Genomic DNA, 21,972 nt, shown 5'->3' on the forward strand with positions numbered 1-21,972 from the left:
TATTTTTTATACCAAAACGGAGGGTTGAAAATGAAAAGTAAACGTATGATTTGGACTAGCTCTATCTTAGCGCTAACGTTGGGTATTACCGCATGTAGTGGACAAAAATCAGAAGCACCATCAGCTGGAGCCAGCAGTACAGACAAAGGAAAAGGTGTAATTACGCTAAAAATCATGTCAGCTACACAAACAGAAACACCCGGGGGACCAGCTGAAAAATCGATTGCAGATAAATATATGGAACAGCATCCCAATGTCAAAATTGAGTTTGTTGGTGTTCCAATGAATGAAATGTACAAAAAAATATCGGTGCTTGCTGCGGCTTCAGATCTTCCCGATGCTTTTACGAGCACGCCTGAGTTTATGCGAACTGCTTTTGGAATGAACATTACGGAAGACCTTACGAAGCTGTTTGGCGCGGATTATTTAAAAGAGTTCTATCCCAACATGATTCAAGAATCTAGCATTGATGGCAAACTGCAATTACTCCCTTGGACAGCGACTCCGCAAGCTTTAATTTACCGAGGGGATTGGTTTGAGAAAGAAGGACTTAAGGCGCCGGAAACGTGGGATGATTTCCTTGAGGCCGCTAAAAAGCTCACGAAGGATACGAAGGGGAACGGGAAAACGGATCAATGGGGATTCGCTCTTATTGGTACACGGAACACCTCAGGAGGGACTCGCTTCTTGCCTGTACTGCGTTCCTTTGGAGCGGAAGAAATCCGTAAAGATGCAACGGCAAATGGATTACCGATTTAGATACGCCTAAAGCCAAAGCAGCATTACAATTCTACGTAGACCTAAATAATAAATACCATGTTGTTCCACCAGGGGTAACGGAAACAGGCTTTCCCGAGGCAGCCAGTTTGATGGCGACAGGTAAAGCAGCGATGATCATTAGCGGCCCGAACGCTATCGGTACTATTTTGTCGCAAAACCCAGATCTAAAAGGCAAGCTCTACAGTGCTCCTATACCGAAGAAGGAAGAGCACAAGGCAACCTTTGGTTTACTTGGCTATTCGGTATCCGCTCAAAGCAAAAATAAGGAAGCGGTTGCAGATTATTTGAAATTTCTAGTCAGTCAAGAAAATGCCTTGAAAATGAATGATGTAACCGGAACCTTGCCGACAAAAATCGAAACGGGTAAGAGCCAGCAAATGTCTACACCGGAAAAGGCAGGATTTGTAAAGGCATTAGAGTTTGCTTATTCAACTCCTACATTCTCTGCTTATTCACAGTTTTATGATATTGTAGCCGAGGAATATCAAACCTTGTTGGCTACCGATGCTAAAATGACTGTGGATTCGGTAGCTAAAAAGGCGGCAGACCGCGCAAATGAGCTGATCGGCAAGGAAGGCAAATAGGTAGTATCAGAATAAGGTAGAGGGGGACTCCCCCCTTCTATTTTTGGGGAGGACAACGTGAAGCATACCGTATCGAAAGAGCAGTGGGCTGCTTATGGATTTGTATCTCCAGCGGCAATAATTTTGCTGTTGCTGGTAACATATCCATTGATCTATGGCGCATATATCAGTTTTTTTAATACCAATCTCGTTAACAAATGGAATTTTGTCGGCATTCATCAATATATTGATATTTTCTCTAATTGGGAATTTGTCGGAAAAATCTTTTTAACACTCAAGTATACGTTTTTTACCGTTGTTGGACATTTTGTCCTCGGTATCATACTTGCTTTGGTCTTAAATATGGACCTGCCAGGACGTACTTTTTTCAGAGCAATTCTGATTCTTCCTTGGCTGCTTCCAGAAGTCGTTGTAGGTTTGCTTTGGAAATGGCTGTTCAACCCAATGTACGGTTTGTTCAACTATATTTTGATGGATCTTCATCTCATTTCTGATCCGGTTTCTTGGTTGGGCGACACTTATTTTGCTTTTATCGCGGTCACGATTGTTTGCATCTGGAAAGGCTATCCAATGGTCATGCTTCTGGTGCTGGCAGGTCTTCAATCCATTTCGCAGGATACGTATGAAGCGGCCAAAATCGATGGATGTAATCGCATGCAATCTTTCCGCTACGTTACGGTTCCAGGGTTAATGCCAGTGCTGTTAGTAACGTTGATTCTGGATACTGTGTGGTGGTTCAAACATTTCACAATGATATGGATTTTGACAGAGGGCGGTCCAGGAGATGCAACGAATGTAGTCAGCATCGATATCTTTAAGCAAGCGTTCCAATACTTTGATTTCGGTAAAGCAGCAGCGATGGCTGTAGTGGTCTTCTTCGTATGCTTCTTGATCGGATATGTTTATAGGAGGGTGTTCAGCAGTGCCAACGAGTAGAGGAAAAAAATTGTTGTTCAACTCTTCCATGTACGCCATTTTGATCATTGCCTCACTGCTTGTTTTGATTCCTGTTTTGTGGATGCTGTCTACCGCATTAAAACCAACACAGGAAGTTATGGTAACCCCACCTCAGTGGATCCCAGAGCATATTTCATTCGAAGCGTTCTCAAGAATTTGGAAGGACTATCCTTTCGGCACGTACTTTATGAACAGCACGTATATCGTGCTTGTTTCAACCGGTGTTTCTTTAGTATTCTCCGCATTGGCGGGATATGGGGCATCACGGTTCAATTTTCGGGGGAAAGGGTCATTTCTTACCTTTTTGCTCATTACTCAGATGTTTCCATCCATTATGCTGTTGATTCCTTTCTATAAAGTACTGCAGAAACTGGGCTTGATTGACTCGCACTTGGGTTTGATTGTGGTGTACATTTCTTTCTCTATCCCATTTTGTACGTGGATGATGTTAGGGTTTTTCCAAGGGATACCCAAAGAACTGGATGAAGCAGCAAAAATTGACGGCTGCGGCAAGATTCGTACGTTTGTGCAAATTATTTTGCCATTGTCTTTACCAGGCTTGGCTGCAACGGCTATTTATTCGCTTATCGTCGGATGGAACGAGTATATGTTTGCCTTCATTCTCACGACCTCTGATAACATGAAGACCTTGCCGGTCGGAATCGGGCAGTTGAACGGATTTTATAAAATCGTGTGGAATGATTTAATGGCAGCATCGATTGTTTCCAGTTTGCCTTTGATTATTTTGTTCCTTTTCTTGCAAAAGTACTTTATTAGCAGTTTGACAGCAGGAGCTGTAAAACAATAGATATAGATATACGGATAAGGGAGAGAGAACTATATGATTATGATCCGCGATGTTAAAGCAATACTGACCGCGCCAGAGGGGATAAATCTGGTTGTGGTGAAAATTGAAACCTCCGAGCCCGGCTTGTACGGCTTGGGTTGCGCTACATTTACACAGCGTTATTTGACCGTAGCTTCGGCTATTGAAGACCACTTGAAGCCGTTCTTGATCGGTAAGGATGTGCAGCGCATTGAAGATATTTGGCAAACGGCAATGGTCAGCGGCTATTGGAGAAATGGACCGGAATTTAATAACGCTTTGTCCGGGGTAGATATGGCTCTGTGGGATATAAAAGGGAAAATCGCTGGCCTGCCTGTGTATCAACTGCTTGGTGGGAAGTGCCGCGAAGGAGCAGCCATTTATAAGCATGCTGATGGCAGCAGTAAAGAGGAAGTGGAAAAAAACGTACGCGCCTGCCTGGAAGAAGGCTACCGTTATGTTCGCTGCCAAATGGGTTTGTACGGTGGGCGCGATCACAAAATCGTAAAGCCGGATAACGCGTTGGAAGGTGTCTACTATGATCCTAAGGTATATATGAGAGGCATTATTGAAATGTTCGAACATATACGCAGCACAATAGGCTGGGAAGTAGAGCTGATTCATGATGTTCATGAACGCTTGACACCAATCGATGCAGTAGGCTTTGCTAAACAACTAGAGAAATTCCAGTTGTTCTATCTGGAGGATGCACTGCCTCCGGAGCAAATCGAATGGTTTAAACTGGTTCGCCAACACACGACGACACCTATTGCGATGGGCGAATTGTTTAATAATCCGAACGAATGGATGCCATTGATCTCAGGACGATTGATTGATTATATTCGTATCCACGTAAGTCAAATCGGCGGAATCACACCAGCTAAAAAGATGATTTCACTTTGCGAGGCTTATGGCATTCGTACTGCATGGCACGGTCCTGGCGATGTATCTCCGGTAGGACATGCAGCTAATGTACATTTGGATGTCAGCAGCATCAATTTCGGCATTCAGGAATGGAATGGTTTTAAAGACGAAATTCACGAGGTATTCTCAGGTGTACCTGAAGCCAGAGACGGATATGTGTACCCGAATGAGAAACCAGGTCTAGGCATTGACATCGATGAGAAAATGGCTGCCAAGTTCCCATGTGAGAACGTTGTTCCGGCTTGGACGCTGGCTCGTCTGCCAGATGGAACTTCCGCACGACCTTAATAACTGCTGGTATAAAATTAAAAGAATAGTTGGTATACTGGTGTGTCGATCTGCTAAACGTTACATACGGCTATAAATTAGCGGAAACCGCGGTAAATGGGCTTAATTCTTTCCATGCAAGATTGGGGGTATCCCTAGACATCACAGATTATTTATCCATTGTACACTATTCGAAATAAAAACGGCAAAGCTGCAGAAATGCTGGCTTTGCCGTTTTTTCAATTACCTCTATTTCTTGCTTGCGAGAAATGCGTCAAGCTGCTTTTGTTTCTCTGCCAGTATTTTATCCAGACCAGCCGCTTTCAGCTTCTCTCTATATTTAGGAAGAATTTTTTCTGAATCCACGGATCCCGTATCAAGCGGGGGATCGTATTCTTTTCCAACATTGACGAGTGCTGCGACTTCCGTTTTAACAGGTTCGGCATTAAAAGTAAAACCAAGACCGGGGGATTTTTTGGCATCTTTGTTGAACTCTTTGAATTTATCCCACTTTTGCGGATCTTCAGTTTCCCAGATATAGTTCAGGAACTGGTTACCAAACATCCAGGAAGCTCCGGGATTGTAATTTTTTGTAGCGTCTGTTGCTTTAATAATATTATCGGAAACCTTCTCATAATGTACGCCTTCAATCCCAAAGTTGAGCAGGTTGTTCAATACTTTGTCAGTGTGCAGTAAATTGATGAGGATCATAGCCCGCTCTGGATCTTCCGATGTGGTGGAAATCCCCAGCATGGATCCTGAAGTTTCTCCAGTTGAAACGATTTTGGGTGTCATTTCAATTTGCTTCAATTTTCCCTGCAGACTGATACCATTCGCCATCTCAGCGTCTTTGCCCGGTTTCAAAGGGACGACAACCATGAATACGTTACCTGATTTTAAAGCTTCGCCTGTCCCAAGCGACGTAGTAGCTGCATCTTTATTGATATAACCTTTTTTCATAAAATCGCGGGTGATTTTCAGTGTTTCATTATACCTGTCTAGATCACTTGTTAGAACAACCTTTGTTTTATCTTGATCCTTTAGGATGACGCCGGGAATCGAAGCATCACCAAGGGCGTCGGTTTGCACAATATAATGGGCGTTGAAATTGTCTCCATTTCTTAAGAATAACGGAGTCATATCCGGCCGCTTCTCTTTGACAGACGTCAAAATCGGTTCAAGATCCTTGATTGTCTTCACTTTGGTCATATCGAGATTGAGCTCTTTGGCAATATCTGAACGATAGATTACGCCACCTTGAGCAGCTAATTCTTTATTGGTCGGCACAGCATAGTTTTTGCCGTTAATTTTAGCTCCTTCCAGGAAGATTGGATTCAACGAATCTATAATGCCTTGACCATGTTTTTTTAACAAGTTTCCGTATTTATCCAGGCTGTCATCATTCATCGGAAGAAAAGCGCCTTTCGATACATTGACAGCGTGTCCGTTCCATTGGGCTGTGAACATGATGTCGAACTTTTCGCGGGACGCGATCATCAGGTTTGCTTTATTATCCCATTGTCCCCAGTCGATTGGCATTAATTCGATTGTGGCATTGATTTTTGGCTGCAAAATTTTGTTCATAGCTTCTTGGACTTTTACTTGATCCGGTTGAATGCTTCCGGGATAAACCAATTTCAATTTATACGGCTTCAGCTGAGTAGCCGGGATGCTTTCATTACCTGAATTGTTAGTAGCTGTGGGTTGTTTATCGCCCCCGAGAACGCTGTCTTTACTATTTCCTTCTGAACATCCTACTAGTACAAAAGATATGGATAACAACAGAATGGACAGCGTAAGAACGCTTTTTTTGACTACTTTCATACGTAGAAACCTCCTTTTTCTAATTCGATTTATGCTGAACCGAGCTTTACGGTTATAGCCAATGTTTTTACAATACGGTATCATTCAACCTTTTACAGCGCCTACCGTCAAACCCTTGACAAAATATTTTTGGAAAAAAGGATAAGCGAACACAATGGGGCCGATTCCCAATACGGACATGGCCATGCGCACCGTTTCCGTCGGAAGATTAAATAACCCTCCTGCTTGACTAATTCCCTGCTGGGCCTGTGTATTGGTGGCTAGGAATTGGATATCAAGCATCGTTTTATACATTAAATACTGCAGATTCACATTTTTACTGCCGGTTATAAAGACTAGGCTTAAGAACCAATCATTCCAGTAATTTAAAGTTTGAAACAGGGCAACGGTTGCTAGTACTGGCAAAGAAAGCGGCAGAATAATTTGCGCAAATATTCTCATTTCGCTGGCTCCGTCGATCTTGGCCGATTCGATCAATGCAGGCGGTATCGTGCTCGCAAAAAACGTTCTCAGAATCATTACAAAAAAAGCGGATACCAACAGAGGGAGGATCAGAGCAGCCGCTGTATTTTTCAGATCCAGCATTTGTGTATAGACCAAGTACCACGGAACAAGTCCGCCGTTAAACAGCATAGTGAAAAACATAAAGAAGGAGAAAACGTTTTTGTGCGGAAAATCGTTGCGTGAAATTGGGTATGCATACATCGACATGATGATTACGCTGAATGTCGTACCGACAACTGTTATGAAGATAGATACCCCGAAGGACCTCAGTATTTGCTGCCAATCCTGGAACAAAAATTGATAAGCGGAAAGACTGAATGTTTCTGGTATGAAGTTATAGCCGTGAATCAAAACAGACTTTTCATCAGAAAAAGATACGGTTATCACGAGCAGGAGCGGAAGAATACATGCTGCCGTATGGAGCAAGAAAATCAGATTGATAATAAGATTAGATGTGTCCGAAATATCGTTTGCCCTGCGCCTACTCACTTTAATCACTTTACTCGTCTCCTCAAAATAACGCATTATCTTTGCTGACGCGTCGTACAATCAAGTTTGAACCAAGAACGAGAATAAATCCTACGACCGATTGAAACAAACCAGCTGCAGATGACATCCCGACATCTCCCATAGATAAAAATGTTTGATACACATAGGTATCAATGACCTGAGTGGCAGGATAAAGCGCCCCCGCGTTCCGTGTAACTTGAAAGAACAATCCGAAATCGGCATAAAATATTCTTCCGATTTGTAATAAGGTCATGACGATCATGACAGGTACGATGAGAGGAATCGTAATCTTTTTGACTTGCTGCCATTTAGAGGCACCGTCAATTAATGCAGCTTCATAATATTCGTTATCAATTCCAATGATTGCTGCCATATAGATAACGGTGAAGTAGCCGATGTTCTTCCAAATGTTTACGATTGGCAGAATAAATGGCCAGTATTTTGGATCGGAGTACCATTCTATCGGCTCAATGCCTAATTTCGGAAAAACAACGGTATTTAAAAAACCGTGGTCTTGTCCCAAAAATGCAAATACCAGATAACTTACAACGATCATAGATAAGAAGAAAGGAAGAAACATTGTACTCTGGTGGAATTTGGAAAGGAGCCTGCTGCGCATTTCATTGAACATAATGGCAAAAGAAATAGCTATCACAAGATTCAGTATAATAAACACAACATTATAACCAATGGTATTCCTGGTGATGATCCAGCGGATTCCGTTGAAAACAAAAACTTAAAGTTTTGTAAGCCTATCCAAGGACTTGCAAGGATACCCTTGGAATAATTGATGTTCTTAAATGCAATGATCACTCCGAACATCGGAAAGTAGTTGTTAATGATCAGGACAATGCCGGCTGGCAGCATCATGATATAGAAAAACCAATATTTGCGTACCGTCTTGAAAAATGCAGGCGTCGATCCTGACTTTTTCAGGTTGTGACGCCGTCTTGTTGAAAAACTTGTAGAATTACCCATAGTGCTCTATCTTCTCCCCCTTTTGGTTCCAATAACTTTATATTACCTATTAGGGGTGGGGCGTTCTATCTGAGACGTGACTACTCGAACACTATTGTGACTTGTTGATCTGGAATTTTTTTCGGTATTCTTGGGGAGAAATGCCGGTCACTCTTTTGAACATTTTGGCAAAATGCGAGAAATGACCGTAGCCGGTTACTTCGGCTACATGGCTGATTTTATTGCCCGATTCCATGAGCAGTTTTTTGGCTTTGTCCATTCTGATCCTGAGCATGTATTCGGATATGGATAGACCTGTTTCTTTTTTAAAAAGGCGGGACAAATATGCGGGATTCAGGTAGACGAAAGCAGCAATATCTTCTCTGTTCACATCTTCATGCAGATGATCGTCCATATATTTCCGGACTTTCGCGATGACAGCCGAGACATCCTGATGATGCTTGTTCATATACTCGATTCCAGCCGATACAATACGAATAGCCCAACTGCGAAGTTGGTTTAGCGAACGAGTGACGGTAGTTACATCCTGCAGCTCATCATGAGTGAACATGTTCTGAATCGACACACCCTTTTTATGAGCCACATGATAAATCATATGAATCAGTCCGTAATACAAAGCTTCCAGCGATTCCGAACGTACTCCGCCTTCTTGCATCCGATCTGTACTTTCATGAATTCGGCCCAGCAGTTCATTCAGTTTGCCGAGTTCAAAAAGCAAGAACCAATCGGAAATCAAAGGAAATGATGGCAAGCTCCCTTTCTGCTCTTCACAGCTCTGCAGATTCATAACACAATTGATCTTCGTCACATTATTTCGTTCCATGCCAAGCAATGTGCCCAGTACTTGATGGATTTCGGTAACTGGGGTCATTTCCCCGATATAACACGATAAATGACAGTGGAAAAAACGATTGCAAGCCTGTATGTATTCAGCGCATCTCCTGTTCAATTCTGGAGAAATAGGAGTGCCTCTCTGAATATAAAGGAGTACAAGATTGAAGCCGCTTTGGTCTGGAATTACACAGCCAGGAACATCCTGAAGGATCATTTCCTCACCTGCATTGCGCAAAGCGTATGCCATGATTTCTTCATCTCTTGCGTTCAATTCTTCTTTCCATTGTTCGACGCTGATCAATACTGGAATAACATGACTATGTGCATCCAACGGAATGCTGTATATCTGGAATCCCGTCTGCAGACGTTCTTGCGTCGAGGGGATTTTGCCGTTTAACACATCCTGCCAAAACCGTTCCACGAGGAAGGGCAATTGATTTAACCAATGCTTGTAATAGGCTTCGTAGGTTTTGTTATAGTCCAGCAGTTCTAGCTCGGATTGAATTTTGTGTACGGCTTTCCTGACGATCTCTTTCAACTGATCATGATCTACTGGCTTTAACAAATAATTAAAGCTTCCAAGTTGAATAGCCTTTTGTGCATAGGTGAAATTAGCGTGCCCTGTCAAAAAAATCGTTTCTGTTAAGGGAGATTGTTCCTTGACCCATTCCAACAGCTTCAAGCCGTTTGCGTCAGGCATCTCGATGTCCGAAATCATCACGTCAATTTTGTGGGACGCCATGATCTGCTTGGCATCCTCCGTACTGAAGGCCTCATAGATATGAATGAAAGACAGGTCAGACCAATCGATTCCTTGCGTAATGCCTTGTACAGCAAATTTCTCGTCATCCACCACTAACAGGTTAAACACTCGAACCATCTCCTTGTCCAAAATGATGTTGAAGAGGGAAACGAATTCTGATTTCGGCGCCGGTTTGTTCCCTATTTGCGAAATGAATCTTCGCCGTGCCATAACTCATGCGGAGCCGGCGAAGCACGTTCCAAATGCCCAAATGTCCGTCTCCCGACTGATTCGCGTAGTGATCGGAGCTCAACTCCCTCAGCATCTCTGGGGTAAATCCGTTCCCGTTATCTGAAATAGCGACGATAAAGTAATGCTGCGGATCATCAGGGTCGGGAAACGCTTCAATTTCCACGCAAAAGCGTTCTGAATTTTTTTTGTAACCGTGAATCACTGCATTTTCCACAAAAGGCTGCAATGTCAATGAAGGCAACTGAAAGTCTCGATACGATTCTTCGACCCGAATGGCGAATGTCAGGCTGTCTGGGTATCTCATGACCTGGATTTCTAGGTAATTATTAATATGCTGGATTTCATCCGCAAGCGATACGGATGTACGCTCTGTACGAATGAGATTACGAAAGTAGTCTGCCAGATGAAGCGCCATCTTCTTCACGGATTTATGGTCTTTTAGTGCGGCTAGATTGTAGATGATGTTCAAGCAGTTCATGTAAAAGTGAGGATTAATTTGCACCTGAAGATGTTTGAACTCAGCTTGCTGCACCCTGATTTTCTCCTCATAAATAGAAATTTTCAAATGCTCAATTTGCTTAACCATATCGTTGAAGGTGGAAATCAGGAACGCAAATTCGGTTGAATTGCTTTCGTTCAGACGGACATCGAATTGACCCCGGCCGATTTGTCTCATACCACGAATGAGCTGCCCCATCGGTTTAAAAAAGATTTTTTGCAAGAAAGCAAGATATAAGGCGAGTACTAGGGATACTCCCAAGGGGAGAAAGTAAATAGCTTTATGTAAATAAGGCAAGTTCTGTAGGATATTTTTCTCGGCAACTATGATCAAATAATGGATTTTCGCAAGTTTCGAGAATTCACCAACAACTAGATATTCCTTTTTATTTGTCTCGTCTCGTAGGATTTGATACACCTGGTTGACAGGTTCTAATTGCTTCTTAAAACCAGCATAGGTTTGCATCGGGAAAAACTGTCCCGTTAACGGTTGTCCTTTGTCCGTAACAATGAGTGTTCCACCTCCTTCACCCACATCCCAAGTACTTAGCGGCATCGCAAGGCTGTTCAGGCTGATGAGACAACCAGCATACATTTCGGAGCCTAAATCTTTCATTTGCACGAGAAAATAAGGATCACCTGATTGAATTAATTGCCAATCATTCCCTTGGTGAGGCACCGTTTGACCCAGGATTTGCGAAAGATAGTTCTGTACAGTTTGATAACGTTCATGGAAATTCCCGCTTTCCTGGGTTACGATCAACAGGTCATCGTTGGATTTGGAATATACAAAGAAAGTGTTGATCATACTGTAGTATCCTATGTCCGTCATAAATTTGTTGTATACTTTTGTTTGGCTAAAACATAGTCATCCACAGAGGATTTATTAGTTTGCATGGAAACAATTTCCGGATCGCTTTCTAAGCGATAGAAATAGTAATCGAATTCCTTCAACATATTATCCGTTCCATTGACGTAATGGGTGAGCAACTTGCTGTAATTCAGTGAGACCTGATCGCGAACTACATTCATAGCATACATGTTGTTATAAAAAAGAAAAAACACCAGGGGAGCCACGATCAATATGAATCCGCTTACAGCTTTAAATCTGACTGAATTTTTGAAATTCATGGAATGACACCTCGATATTCTGCAAGATACTCTTATATGAATATTATACATCTTTTTCCATTCCACTATCTAACATTTCTTATGAATGATTAACACTTCCGTTACTATTCTGTTCATTCGGCCATTTATCGTGATGAAACAAGTCATCAAAGTGTTCAAGACGTCACGTTGCGGATAGAGGTCCCTTACATTGAATAGGTAAAATAAAAATACATTGAAGGGAAGGAGGTACAGCTACCAGCAAACGGCCGGCCGGGGAAGGCAAAGACGCGAAATTAAGCGACAAACATTTTGAGGAGGTATTTTTTTATATGTTGAAAAGAATGAGTTTGATCTTATGTACATTTATTATGACGATCATGTTGACTGTAACTTTCGTTCCAGCAGACAAGGCACAAGCCGCAGCAGGCTCGGTGGTTTCCCAAAACGGTCAATTGCGAGTTTCGGGAAGCAATCTGGTAAATCAGACAGGACAAACTATCCAACTAAAGGGCATGAGTTCTCATGGTTTGCAATGGTATGGACAGTTTGTGAACTACGACAGTATGAAATGGTTGAGAGACAATTGGGGAATGACTGTGTTTCGACCTGCAATGTTTACGCAAGATGGCGGATATATCAACAATCCTTCCCAAAAAAATAAGGTGAAAGAAGCGGTACAGGCCGCGATTGATCTTGGCATCTATGTGATCATCGACTGGCATGTACTGGGTGAAAAAGATCCCAACATCTATAAAGAACAGGCAAAAGGCTTTTTTAGGGAAATGGCCACACTGTATAAGGATTATCCGAATGTGATTTATGAAATCTGCAATGAACCAAATGGGTATGCCACGTGGAACGGCCACATAAAGCCTTATGCTGAGGAAGTGATTCCGGTTATCCGTTCCATTGCTCCGAATAGCATTATCATTGTAGGAACTGGAACATGGAGTCAGGATGTGAATGATGCAGCAGACAATCCTCTCTCCTACAGCAACATCATGTATACAACGCATTTCTATGCTGGCACTCACGGTCAATGGCTGAGAGATCGTATTGACTATGCGAGGAGCAAAGGTGTGGCTGTATTCATCACGGAGTGGGGGACGAGCGATGCTTCCGGTAACGGTGGTCCTTATCTTGCCGAGTCAAAACAATGGATGGACTATATAGCGAACAGACAGTTAAGCTGGGTCAATTGGTCCTTATGCGATAAAGCTGAAGCTTCCGCTGCACTAGCGCCTGGCGCAAGCCCGAATGGAGGATGGTCCGATGCGCAGTTATCGGCATCCGGTAAATTTGTCAGAGATCAAATGAAGGCTGGGTCAACGCCGCCACCCGGTGACAGCATCATTTCCGGTAAAACCTATAAGTTGGTTAATGTAGGCAGCGGTAAAGCCTTGGATGTAAACGCTGCGGGTACTGCAGACGGTTCGAACGTACAGATCTGGGATGATAACGGCACGGGCGCTCAGCAGTGGGTAATCACAGATGTTGGCGGCGGGTTGTATAAAGTTATTAATACCAACAGCAATAAAGGATTGGATGTAGCCGGTACGGCCAATGGTTCCAACGTACAAATATGGAGTTATGGCGGCGGCTTAAATCAGAAGTGGAGCATAGTAAGTGTGGGAGGAGGCGTTTATAAACTGATAGCCGGCCACAATGGCAAAGCCTTGGATGTAAATGCTGGAGGCACTGTGAATGGTACGAACGTTCAAATTTGGGATGACAATGGTACGAACGCTCAAAAGTGGAGTCTGTACAAATTAAATTAGGGAACAGCAACCAGAAACTGCCTGTGATCACTTGTTTTTAGAGAGGTCGCAGGCTTTTTCTTTGGTTCCTTGTCCCGGGGGGCACGGTGGCCCTCTTGCTGAATACGCCATGATGACCTTTGTGTTGTAGTGTTTTGGAACATTTTAAACGAGAATGTCACAATAGTGTTCAAAAGATCATATTACAGATAGAACCAAATTATGGTAAAATATATAATTAAATTACGAAAGAGATTGAATCCGAGTACACCCGTGAGAGGGCGGGAAAAGCATATTTACAGGAGGCTGAAACATGAGAAAACAATTTTCAAATATATTGTTATCGCTTTCAATTTCTTTGGGCGCAATATCTTCCGTGATGCCTCTTACAACGAAAGCTGCTGAAGCACCATTGGTTGGTACGACGGTGAAGGTAGATCAGATTGGATATTTGCTTAGTGCCGACAAAGTGGCATTAGTGACTGAGACAACAGCAGCCGACCAGTTTCAATTGATCAACTTGGATTCCAATAAGAAGGTGTATAGCGGAAAGCTATCTGCTGCTGTCAACGATTCGAATTCCGGTGACACTATCAGGAAGGCGGATTTCTCTTCCTATAAGGAACCAGGGACCTATGTGTTGCAGATAGAGGGGGGCGGAGTCTCCTATCCGTTCCGTATCGGAGAGGATGTGTATCGGAACTCCCTGCTGCAGGCGATCCGCTCCTATGCGCTTGGAAGATCCGGGACTGCAATTAGCGACGGTCTGACCGGTCTTTTCCATCAAGCGGGGCATACGCAGGACAAACAAGCATTGATGTACTTCACGGATGAGTTTCATCAGAAAGGCGATATTATCGATGTCAGCGGCGGATGGTATGATGCGGGGGACTTCGGTAAGTACATCCCAACCGCTACAGTCAGCACGGCCCAACTGCTGCTTGCCTATGAGTTTGCCCCTTCAAAATTTTATAAAGGACAGATGGTTTTACCTGAAGGCTCAACGAATGACAGTAAGTTACCCGACCTTCTCGCCGAAACGAAATTCGAGCTGGATTGGATGAAGAAGATGCAACGTGGCGACGGATCTGTCTATTTTAAGGTAGCAGGAAAGGGATGGCCAGGATTTATTAAGCCTGAGTTGGATATCCAAGATCGTTATGTGTACGGAATGTCCACTTACGGAACCGCTCAGTACGTCGGCGTTATGGCGATGGCTGCGCGTATCTACCAGTCGTTTGATACCGTCTATGCGAAGGAACTACTGAATAATGCGCTTAAAGCGCAGCAATATTTGGAGAAGCATCCATCTCCAGAATTCCGCTCAGATAAGGATCAAGACAGCGGTTCGGGAGCCTATGGCAAAACGACAGACAACGAGGAGCGCATATGGGCTGCAGCAGAGCTGCTAAAAACGACAGGCAATAGGGATTATGACCTCTATATCAAGGAGCATTTCGCGGATCAGCTGACTCAGACTTCCGGACCGATATCATGGGCAAACAGTATTCTGCTTGGACAATACGCATACGCTTCCAGCGAACATGCGGATACTTCTCTCAAAGAGAAGGTGAAAGTCGCCATTCTTGCCTATGCGGATTCAGTGCTGGAGAAGATCTCGAATGACGGCTATCATGTTGCCTTAAGTACGGACCAATATGGTTGGGGCTCGGCCAAGGATAGTGTAGCGCTAGGAAACGTTCTCTTGCTGGCAAATACCTTGTCAGCAAAAGAAGCTTATGTACAGGGAGCGCTTGATCAGCTTCACTATTTGTTAGGCCGAAATGCAACCGGCTACACCTATATGACCGGATCCGGTACGAAAATGCCTCTACACCCACATAACCGCATTATGGCCGGAACGCATACTTACATCCCAGGGCTTGTCGTTGGCGGACCTAATAAATTCGGTGGGGACCCTACAATTGATAGAATCCTAAAGGATGCGGATGGCAGCATACCGCCTGCCAAGGCTTATGTAGACATTTTGGATTCCTATTCAACGAATGAACATGCAATCGATTATACAGCTCCTGTGGCGTTTGCTCTTGCTTATTTTACCAAAGGGGATATTGCGATGGCTCCGACACCCACAGCAGACGACCATAATGTGGTTTCTAACGCCCCAAAAGGGAATGTAGAAAGAAATTACATTGGAGCTTTCGGTTCCTCCGATCCATTCAGTGATCCCTCTTCTAAGATAACCCGCACGATATCGTCAGACGGCTTGCTTAATGTGGAGTACAATCTCCATCCTGGAGGTTGGCTCGGCGCTCCTGCAAGCGTCAACGAGAATTGGTCTGACTTCAGTGGCATGAATCTGGATGTTAAGGGAGGCACAGGGAATTCGATTCGCGTTGAACTGACGGACGGCAACGGTGTCCATTACGAGAAAATTATTGTTGACGATGCAAAGGAAGGCAAGACGGTGGCGCTGCTGTTTAACGAGTTTACGCAGCGTAAGGATTACCAACCTGAAGGAGTGGATATGAAGAAAAGTTTCTCCTTAAATCCGGTACGCGGTCTGACCTTATCACCACTAAGTGGGGAGGGTATGATTACTTTCGCTAATCTGATGCTAATCAAAGGAAGCTCTTAGGTCTGTAATATTTTCAATCATAAGTAGAAAGGGGGGAAATGATATTTGGATTTAGCCCAGGATAAGTGATTTTTCTTGGCCAAGACTTATATTAACAAGGAGTGAGAGATAATAATGACTTACGAAAAGATTGTCGAGATCGTTGCTATGGTATTCCGACTAGAGGTTGATCATGTCAAACGTCTGTCCAGAGATGAGCCACTTAGTAGAATTGGCTTGGACTCTATCAATTGCATGGAAATTGTCGTGAATATCGAGGAGGAATTTTCGATTGTTTTTAACGATGAAGAGTTGTTGCTTGATAATTTAAACACACTGGACAAGTTGATTCACATGGTGGAGCAAAAGACAGGGGAGCACACTTTGATCTAGGGCAGGAGGAAGCTGAAATGGCTTTAATTGAAGTGAGGGATTTAGTTAAGGAGTATAAATTAAATGTACGAAATAGAGGAGTACTAGGCTCTCTCAAAAATTTATTGATCCCCGAGTATACGACCAAAAAAGCGGTCGACGGGATTAATTTCTCTATCGAAAAGGGGGAAACGGTCGGTTTCATCGGTCCGAATGGAGCAGGCAAGTCTTCTACAGTGAAAATGTTGACCGGCATTTTGGTGCCTTCATCGGGAACGATCAACATTGGTGGCCTTTGTCCCTATAAGGATCGCAAGAAGAACACCTCAAGATTAGGTGTTGTTTTCGGTCAGCGAACACAGCTATGGTGGGATTTGCCCGTTAGCGATACCTATGATTTGTTGAAGCACATATATAAAATCCCAGAGCGTGTGTATAAGAAAAATATGGATATGTTCAGCGAGATGCTGGATCTGCACACGTTCATACGTCAGCCGGTTAGGCAGCTTAGTCTTGGACAGAAAATGCGAGCGGACATTGCAGCCGCACTGCTGCACGATCCGGAAATTATTTTTTTCGATGAGCCGACGATTGGACTGGATGTCATTGCCAAGGAAAAAATACGTAATTTTGTCAAGCAGATTAATAAAGAAAAGGGCACAACGATGCTCTTTACCACGCACGATATGGTTGATATTGAAAAAACGTGCGAACGCATGATCATTATTGACCATGGCACCAACATTTATGACGGTACTGTCGATGAAATTAAACGGAATTACGGCAGGGAGCGTATTCTTGCTGTCGAGTTTAGTGAAGCCCATTTGAACGTCTTCATACCGGGGGCTCAGCTTATGAACGAGAAGGACAATAAGAAATGGTTCCGGTTTTCCAAAGATGATATTCAGGTGTCTGATCTGATCAGCACTTTGTCGCAGAAATATAACATCGTGGATTTGACCGTCGAGGAGACTGATATTGAAGAAATCATTCGGCAGATTTATCAGGGAGGTATCCATTTGAGTGAGAGTTTATCTGGAGTTTGCTAAGAAATCATTCCAGAATAATATCGTCTACAGGATGGACTATTTAGCGGGTGTCGTGAATGCCATTGTGATGATTTTCGTCAATATTTCCATTTGGAAAGCCATTTATGAAGAGGAGGAATCGTTGGAAGGCGTTCAATTTAAAATGTTGGTCACCTATATTGTTCTCTCCTTCCTGATGCAGGTCGTCTATATGATGGACGAATATATCATCGAATCAAAAGTAAGGAGCGGACTTATTTCCTCAGATTTGTTGAAGCCCATAAATTTCCGGCTTTATCTTCTATCCCATCATTTGGGAACAACAGTTTTCCGCCTTCTTATGCAGCTCTTGCCTGCCATTATCGTCTCCATTTTCTTATTCAAACTGCTGATGCCGTTTTCCACGATCATGTTTGTTTATTTCATACTTAGCGCATTGCTTGGTTATTTGGTCTTATACAACCTTAACTTTATCGTATGGGTAAGTTCGTTTTGGTTCTACTGGACGTTCAGTTTGGTAACGATCAAAGATGCGGCTGTGATGATATTCTCAGGAGCATTGATCCCTCTTTGGTTTTTACCTCAGGGGATTGTGGACTTCATCAAGCTGACACCGTTCGATTCGATCTTTTATACGCCGATTCGGGTTTATTTGGGCATGATTCCGCAGGAAGAGATTTGGAGCAGCCTGATGAGACAAGCATTTTGGATTGTGATTCTATTTGTGATCGGCCAACTCCTATGGAAGGCGGCAGCCAAGAAATTGGTTATACAGGGGGGATAATAAATGCAGTATACATGGTTGGAATTGCTCTCCTTATTTTTTCACTATACGAAACTGACATTAAAGACAACACTTGAGTACAAATTCGATAGATCATTGATTACGATCGCCATTTTTTGCCGGGAAATGATTAGCGTGACGGTTATGGTTCTTATTCTTCTACGTTTCTTGCATATCAAAGGGTGGGAAATGAATGAATTGATGTTCCTCTACAGTTTCTTGTTCTTATCCTATAGCTTGTTTGTTTTTCTATTTGCCGGCGTTCGGGATTTCGACGGTATGGTCCATTCGGGTGAGTTTGACCGATTTCTCACAAGGCCGCTTGGTTTACTTTATCAAATCATTGCATCCAGAGTCGATTACCCGGCTACGCTCGGTCATGGGATTGTAGGTATAATTTTGTTTGCCAATACAGCCTTTTCTGTAGGTATTCACTGGAATTTTCCTAATATGGTGTTCTATATCCTGGCTTTGCTGGGGGGAGCAATTATACAGGCATCGATCTTTATGCTTTCGGCTTGCTTCAGTTTCTGGTCGGTCAAAACGGAAAATTTGCGCAATCTGATTTTCTTCAATACAAGGAGAATGGCCGGTTACCCGATCAGTTTTTATCCAACTATGATTCAGAAGCTGCTCATTTTCGTTGTGCCTTTTTCATTCGTCAATTATTTTCCTGCCCAATTTTTTCTGAACAAAGGGGGGGCTGATCAGTTTTGGGGTGGATATATGTATATGACACCGCTCGTTGGCCTCGTGATGTTCACGCTGGTTAGTGTTATATGGAAATTCGGCGTGAGAAATTATACGAGTACAGGCAATTCCATGTACTAATTCTTCTTTAAGAAGTGTTGAGGAGCTATTTCATGAAAAAGTATACGAATCTAATTGTTCTTGGCATTTTGCTGGCAGCCGCAGCGATCTACCTCACCGCAAGAACGGTGAACTTGAACGACGTGCTTCTCGGGATCGGCTATTTCGATAAGAAGATCAGTCTGATCAACACTGGCGATGTGCATGGACATCTCGTTTACGAAGAGGCCAATGGAGGTTATTATACGCTCGATGAAGTCAATGTGCAGATGGGATTGCCGCTCGTGAAAGGGATCGTGAATGAGTTGCGTCAGGAAAATCCAGATTCGCTATTCATTGACAGCGGAGATATGTTCCACGGAACGAATGAGGCTAACATTGATGAAGCGAAGGGTGTTGTGGAAGCTGCCAATCTGATGGGTTATGATGCGATGGTGCTCGGGAACCATGATCTGGATTTTGGCTTTGATCGTGCAGAGGCCATTAGAGCGGAACTTAAGTATCCCATTCTTTCAGCCAATACTTGGCGTGATGGTAAACCAGCATTCGATGCCTACAAAATTGTTACCGTAGGCGGCAAAAAAATCGGTATTTTCGGATTGACTGTACCTGAATCGTTATCCAATATGAACGTATCAGATCCGAAAGGCGTACAGTTCGAAGACCCTGCTAAGTCGGCCCAAAAAGTGATAGCTGACTTACAGACGCAAAGGTCGATGCCATTATTCTTCTCTCGCACTTGGGCGACGATTTGGACAAGGAGTTGATTAAAAAGGTTGATGGGATTGATTTTATTTTGTCCGGTCATCATCACTGGCTGTACACGGATGTGGCGAAGATCAATAACACGTATTATGCCGAGCCGGGATCTTATACTACCCATGTCGGTCTAGCCAATTTGTATTTCAGAAACGGCAAGGTAGCTGCGGTAGGTTGGAGTCTTCATAAAACGACGGATCGCTCTAAACAAGATAAGGCTGTGGCTGAAGTTGCCGATGCCTATCATGCTATAGCTCTTGAAAAGGGTAAGGAAGTAATCGGTTCATCCATCGTGCAGCTCAATGGAGTGCGTTCACAGGTGCGCTCGAAAGAAACGAATTTGGCCGATCTTATTGCGGATGCGATGAGGCAGGAAGGAGGGGCGGATATAGCGCTTCTGAACGGAGGGGGCATTCGTGAGAGTATTCCTAAAGGTGAAATCAATCTTTACGACGTAGGGAAGCCGCTCCCTTTTGTCAATTCGTTGATGGTTGTCGAGGTGCAAGGAGACAGGATTTACGATGCGTTGGAACGGGGACTTCGAGAATGGCCGAATGGAGCCAGCAATGGAGGATTCCTGCAAGTATCTGGTATTGCCTATGAGATCGACGGCTCTAAGCCCGCTGGGAAGAGATTAGTTCGTGTCAATAAGGATGGGCAGCCGCTGGACAAGAATAAGGTGTTCAAGGTAGCTACGAATGATTACCTGGTCAATGGGGGCGATAACTTTGAGGAGTTCAAAGATGCCAAACTGATCAGTCGTGGTGGCTTATTGCGAGATGTACTGGCTGCATATATGAAGAGAAATGGAACCGTATCGCAAGAGACAGACGGCCGAATTAAAATTGTCAACGAAAGGTATAAATAAGAGGCGAGAGGATGTAAGCAATGAAAAATTCAGTTGAAAATGTGCCGAGATATTATGAGACATATATCAATGATTGCTTTGCGGCTGCTTATGGGGCTTGCTTGGCTCATCAAGGGCATAATCCAAATATCGTGCTCGCTGACTATCTATCTTTTATGTTTAAAGAGGAAACGGGTTATATGGGTACGACCTACATGTACAGGTACTCGACGTCTGTTGAGTTTACTGAATCTGAGTTGAATTCGTCACTGGAGTTTGCCTACTTTCCTAAGACAACTTATTTCAAAGGCAGTCAAGAGACAGAGGGAGCTATAAAGCATAACGATCGCATACAGATAAGTCTAAACATCCATGATGATCCCCAAGTGGCGGCTGATCGAGTGAGAGAATTGATTGATGAGAATAAGCCTGTTGCTGCTGTTGTGGATTTGTATTATATGAGCTACCACAGAGCTTATCTAAAAGAACATGGGCTGCATGCAGTTGTTATTACAGGTTATGACGATGATCAGAAGACCTACGATATTTTTGATAAATACTTGCTTTCCAGCAGTGACTTTGACGGTAAAGTTCCGATGGATGCTTTCATGCAAGCGAGACTATCCGATACTCCGCGCATGAGTTCGGTTGTTGGCGAGTATAGAAGGCCCATTCGTCACTTGTGGATGGAATTCGATACGGGACGGGAGTTCCAAATAACGAAGGATAGGCTGATAGCTGTTCTTCAAGAGAGCTATACACGTATGAGGGGAGAACAGCCTTTTCATGCTGGAGAAAGTGGTCTAGGGCGTATAGATGCTTTTAGGAAAAGCATACTGCAAAGGAAAGAACAACCCATTGATGAGACTGTGGCTCTCTTCTTTAAGGAATATTACAACACGTGTCTCAAAAGGGTAGCTCGAGGGCGGTATCGATTTCTTGTCTTTGTTGAGGAAATCGCCAACCTGCTGCCGCAAGAGGCTGTGGCCATCCTCGGCGATCAACTAAGAGAATCAGCCAAACGATGGGATATTTGCGCCAATTTAGCACTTAAACTGGCTATTAGCAAAGCTCCTCGATTGCTTGACGATCTGGAACGCAATTTGCAAGCTATCATCGAAATTGAAAGCCATGTTGTAGAACAGCTTCGAATCTGCCTGTTGACCCTATCTAGAAAGGAGAATGATCACAATGAACGTGAAACAACAAATTCAAGCAGCTATTAACGAAATTGCTATCGGTGTCGAGGAGGATGAATTGACGGATGAGATGATGCTGAGAGACTTAGGCATCGACTCCTTGAAATACGTAGAGCTGCTTGTTCGTATCGAGGAGCTTTGCGAAATCGTCTTCGACGAATCCGATTTAGGCATGGAATCTCTCCGTAGTGTCGGTGATTTAGCCGCGCTTACAAATAAAACAATAGCAAAAAGAGCAGGCTGAT

22 protein-coding genes are annotated in these 21,972 nt (G+C 43.5%); 16 read left to right on the top strand and 6 right to left on the bottom strand.

What is annotated here, in order from left to right:
- Nucleotides 1-30 precede the first annotated feature (30 nt).
- From FU659_RS22935 to FU659_RS22955, 5 genes are read left to right on the top strand one after another with little or no spacing between them, the layout of a single operon-like run.
- Nucleotides 31-759, top strand: coding sequence for an ABC transporter substrate-binding protein (locus tag FU659_RS22935; RefSeq protein WP_187274327.1), 729 nt, complete (start codon nt 31-33; stop codon nt 757-759).
- Entirely contained in the window at nt 747-1,364 is a 618-nt protein-coding gene (locus FU659_RS22940; protein ID WP_147949681.1) for an extracellular solute-binding protein, read from the top strand. The genes FU659_RS22935 and FU659_RS22940 overlap by 13 nt, the downstream gene beginning before the upstream one ends.
- 57 nt (nt 1,365-1,421) lie before the next feature.
- A complete protein-coding gene (locus tag FU659_RS22945; RefSeq protein ID WP_147949682.1) occupies nt 1,422-2,300 on the top strand; it encodes a carbohydrate ABC transporter permease in 879 nt (292 codons plus the stop codon).
- Nucleotides 2,287-3,129, top strand: coding sequence for a carbohydrate ABC transporter permease (locus FU659_RS22950; protein WP_222708605.1), 843 nt, complete (start codon nt 2,287-2,289; stop codon nt 3,127-3,129). Before FU659_RS22945 ends, FU659_RS22950 begins: the two co-directional genes overlap by 14 nt.
- Before the next feature lie 33 nt (nt 3,130-3,162).
- Nucleotides 3,163-4,359 carry an enolase C-terminal domain-like protein gene (locus tag FU659_RS22955; protein ID WP_147949683.1) on the top strand — a complete coding sequence of 399 codons (1,197 nt, stop codon included), beginning with the start codon at nt 3,163-3,165 and terminating at the stop codon, nt 4,357-4,359.
- 228 nt (nt 4,360-4,587) lie between these two features.
- On the opposite strand, the gene FU659_RS22960 is transcribed toward FU659_RS22955, so the two are convergent.
- The 3 genes from FU659_RS22960 to FU659_RS22970 all read right to left on the bottom strand — a co-directional run bounded on the left by FU659_RS22960 (nt 4,588) and on the right by FU659_RS22970 (nt 7,807).
- Entirely contained in the window at nt 4,588-6,162 is a 1,575-nt protein-coding gene (locus FU659_RS22960; protein WP_147949684.1) for an ABC transporter substrate-binding protein, read from the bottom strand.
- A gap of 84 nt (nt 6,163-6,246) precedes the next feature.
- Nucleotides 6,247-7,164 (bottom strand): carbohydrate ABC transporter permease, encoded by a 918-nt coding sequence (locus FU659_RS22965; RefSeq protein ID WP_261807983.1) that lies wholly within the window; start codon nt 7,162-7,164, stop codon nt 6,247-6,249.
- A gap of 13 nt (nt 7,165-7,177) precedes the next feature.
- A complete protein-coding gene (locus FU659_RS22970) occupies nt 7,178-7,807 on the bottom strand; it encodes an ABC transporter permease subunit (RefSeq protein ID WP_315971348.1) in 630 nt (209 codons plus the stop codon).
- Between FU659_RS22970 and FU659_RS38395 the strand changes: the two genes are divergently transcribed.
- Nucleotides 7,766-7,963 (top strand): hypothetical protein, encoded by a 198-nt coding sequence (locus FU659_RS38395; RefSeq protein ID WP_315971350.1) that lies wholly within the window; start codon nt 7,766-7,768, stop codon nt 7,961-7,963. The genes FU659_RS22970 and FU659_RS38395 overlap by 42 nt on opposite strands.
- Before the next feature lie 282 nt (nt 7,964-8,245).
- On the opposite strand, the gene FU659_RS22975 is transcribed toward FU659_RS38395, so the two are convergent.
- Genes FU659_RS22975 through FU659_RS22985 form a run of 3 tightly spaced genes read right to left on the bottom strand, consistent with a single transcriptional unit; the run spans nt 8,246 to nt 11,611 of the window.
- A complete protein-coding gene (locus FU659_RS22975) occupies nt 8,246-9,859 on the bottom strand; it encodes a helix-turn-helix domain-containing protein (RefSeq protein ID WP_187274329.1) in 1,614 nt (537 codons plus the stop codon).
- Nucleotides 9,852-11,288 (bottom strand): sensor histidine kinase, encoded by a 1,437-nt coding sequence (locus FU659_RS22980; RefSeq protein ID WP_187274330.1) that lies wholly within the window; start codon nt 11,286-11,288, stop codon nt 9,852-9,854. Before FU659_RS22980 ends, FU659_RS22975 begins: the two co-directional genes overlap by 8 nt.
- Nucleotides 11,289-11,308: 20 nt before the next feature.
- Nucleotides 11,309-11,611 (bottom strand): hypothetical protein, encoded by a 303-nt coding sequence (locus FU659_RS22985; protein WP_147949688.1) that lies wholly within the window; start codon nt 11,609-11,611, stop codon nt 11,309-11,311.
- 311 nt (nt 11,612-11,922) lie between these two features.
- Between FU659_RS22985 and FU659_RS22990 the strand changes: the two genes are divergently transcribed.
- From FU659_RS22990 to FU659_RS23030, 10 genes are all read left to right on the top strand, one after another.
- Nucleotides 11,923-13,371, top strand: coding sequence for a cellulase family glycosylhydrolase (locus FU659_RS22990; protein ID WP_147949689.1), 1,449 nt, complete (start codon nt 11,923-11,925; stop codon nt 13,369-13,371).
- A 292-nt stretch (nt 13,372-13,663) separates the two neighbouring features.
- Nucleotides 13,664-15,949 carry a glycoside hydrolase family 9 protein gene (locus tag FU659_RS22995; RefSeq protein ID WP_147949690.1) on the top strand — a complete coding sequence of 762 codons (2,286 nt, stop codon included), beginning with the start codon at nt 13,664-13,666 and terminating at the stop codon, nt 15,947-15,949.
- A gap of 114 nt (nt 15,950-16,063) precedes the next feature.
- A complete protein-coding gene (locus FU659_RS23000) occupies nt 16,064-16,321 on the top strand; it encodes an acyl carrier protein (RefSeq protein WP_222708606.1) in 258 nt (85 codons plus the stop codon).
- A 17-nt stretch (nt 16,322-16,338) separates the two neighbouring features.
- Entirely contained in the window at nt 16,339-17,349 is a 1,011-nt protein-coding gene (locus tag FU659_RS23005) for an ABC transporter ATP-binding protein (protein WP_147949692.1), read from the top strand.
- Nucleotides 17,324-18,112 carry an ABC transporter permease gene (locus FU659_RS23010; protein ID WP_147949693.1) on the top strand — a complete coding sequence of 263 codons (789 nt, stop codon included), beginning with the start codon at nt 17,324-17,326 and terminating at the stop codon, nt 18,110-18,112. Before FU659_RS23005 ends, FU659_RS23010 begins: the two co-directional genes overlap by 26 nt.
- Before the next feature lie 3 nt (nt 18,113-18,115).
- A complete protein-coding gene (locus FU659_RS23015) occupies nt 18,116-18,943 on the top strand; it encodes an ABC transporter permease (protein WP_147949694.1) in 828 nt (275 codons plus the stop codon).
- A 32-nt stretch (nt 18,944-18,975) separates the two neighbouring features.
- Nucleotides 18,976-19,689 carry a metallophosphoesterase gene (locus FU659_RS36460; protein ID WP_222708607.1) on the top strand — a complete coding sequence of 238 codons (714 nt, stop codon included), beginning with the start codon at nt 18,976-18,978 and terminating at the stop codon, nt 19,687-19,689.
- Nucleotides 19,662-20,549: a bifunctional metallophosphatase/5'-nucleotidase gene (locus FU659_RS36465; RefSeq protein ID WP_222708608.1), complete on the top strand. Its 888-nt coding sequence runs from the start codon at nt 19,662-19,664 to the stop codon at nt 20,547-20,549. The genes FU659_RS36460 and FU659_RS36465 overlap by 28 nt, the downstream gene beginning before the upstream one ends.
- Nucleotides 20,550-20,569: 20 nt before the next feature.
- The gene (locus tag FU659_RS23025; protein ID WP_147949695.1) at nt 20,570-21,754 is read left to right on the top strand and encodes a BtrH N-terminal domain-containing protein; all 1,185 of its coding nucleotides are present in this window, start codon (nt 20,570-20,572) and stop codon (nt 21,752-21,754) included.
- Nucleotides 21,720-21,971 (top strand): acyl carrier protein, encoded by a 252-nt coding sequence (locus tag FU659_RS23030; RefSeq protein ID WP_187274331.1) that lies wholly within the window; start codon nt 21,720-21,722, stop codon nt 21,969-21,971. Before FU659_RS23025 ends, FU659_RS23030 begins: the two co-directional genes overlap by 35 nt.
- The last annotated feature ends 1 nt before the right edge of the window (nt 21,972 follow it).

The sequence above is a fragment of the Paenibacillus sp. N3.4 genome (assembly GCF_008017805.1).
In the GTDB taxonomy this organism is placed as follows: Bacteria; Bacillota; Bacilli; order Paenibacillales; family NBRC-103111; genus Paenibacillus_E.

Bases quoted from the DNA above. Each gene is read 5' to 3' on its own strand.
- FU659_RS22935 (WP_187274327.1), top strand. From the start codon at position 31: ATGAAAAGTAAACGTATGATTTGGACTAGCTCTATCTTAGCGCTAACG.
- FU659_RS22955 (WP_147949683.1), top strand. From the start codon at position 3,163: ATGATTATGATCCGCGATGTTAAAGCAATACTGACCGCGCCAGAGGGG.
- FU659_RS22960 (WP_147949684.1), bottom strand. From the start codon at position 6,162: ATGAAAGTAGTCAAAAAAAGCGTTCTTACGCTGTCCATTCTGTTGTTA.
- FU659_RS22970 (WP_315971348.1), bottom strand. From the start codon at position 7,807: ATGTTCAATGAAATGCGCAGCAGGCTCCTTTCCAAATTCCACCAGAGT.
- FU659_RS22980 (WP_187274330.1), bottom strand. From the start codon at position 11,288: ATGATCAACACTTTCTTTGTATATTCCAAATCCAACGATGACCTGTTG.
- FU659_RS22985 (WP_147949688.1), bottom strand. From the start codon at position 11,611: ATGAATTTCAAAAATTCAGTCAGATTTAAAGCTGTAAGCGGATTCATA.
- FU659_RS22990 (WP_147949689.1), top strand. From the start codon at position 11,923: ATGTTGAAAAGAATGAGTTTGATCTTATGTACATTTATTATGACGATC.
- FU659_RS22995 (WP_147949690.1), top strand. From the start codon at position 13,664: ATGAGAAAACAATTTTCAAATATATTGTTATCGCTTTCAATTTCTTTG.
- FU659_RS23000 (WP_222708606.1), top strand. From the start codon at position 16,064: ATGACTTACGAAAAGATTGTCGAGATCGTTGCTATGGTATTCCGACTA.
- FU659_RS23005 (WP_147949692.1), top strand. From the start codon at position 16,339: ATGGCTTTAATTGAAGTGAGGGATTTAGTTAAGGAGTATAAATTAAAT.
- FU659_RS23015 (WP_147949694.1), top strand. From the start codon at position 18,116: ATGCAGTATACATGGTTGGAATTGCTCTCCTTATTTTTTCACTATACG.
- FU659_RS36460 (WP_222708607.1), top strand. From the start codon at position 18,976: ATGAAAAAGTATACGAATCTAATTGTTCTTGGCATTTTGCTGGCAGCC.
- FU659_RS23025 (WP_147949695.1), top strand. From the start codon at position 20,570: ATGAAAAATTCAGTTGAAAATGTGCCGAGATATTATGAGACATATATC.
- FU659_RS23030 (WP_187274331.1), top strand. From the start codon at position 21,720: ATGAACGTGAAACAACAAATTCAAGCAGCTATTAACGAAATTGCTATC.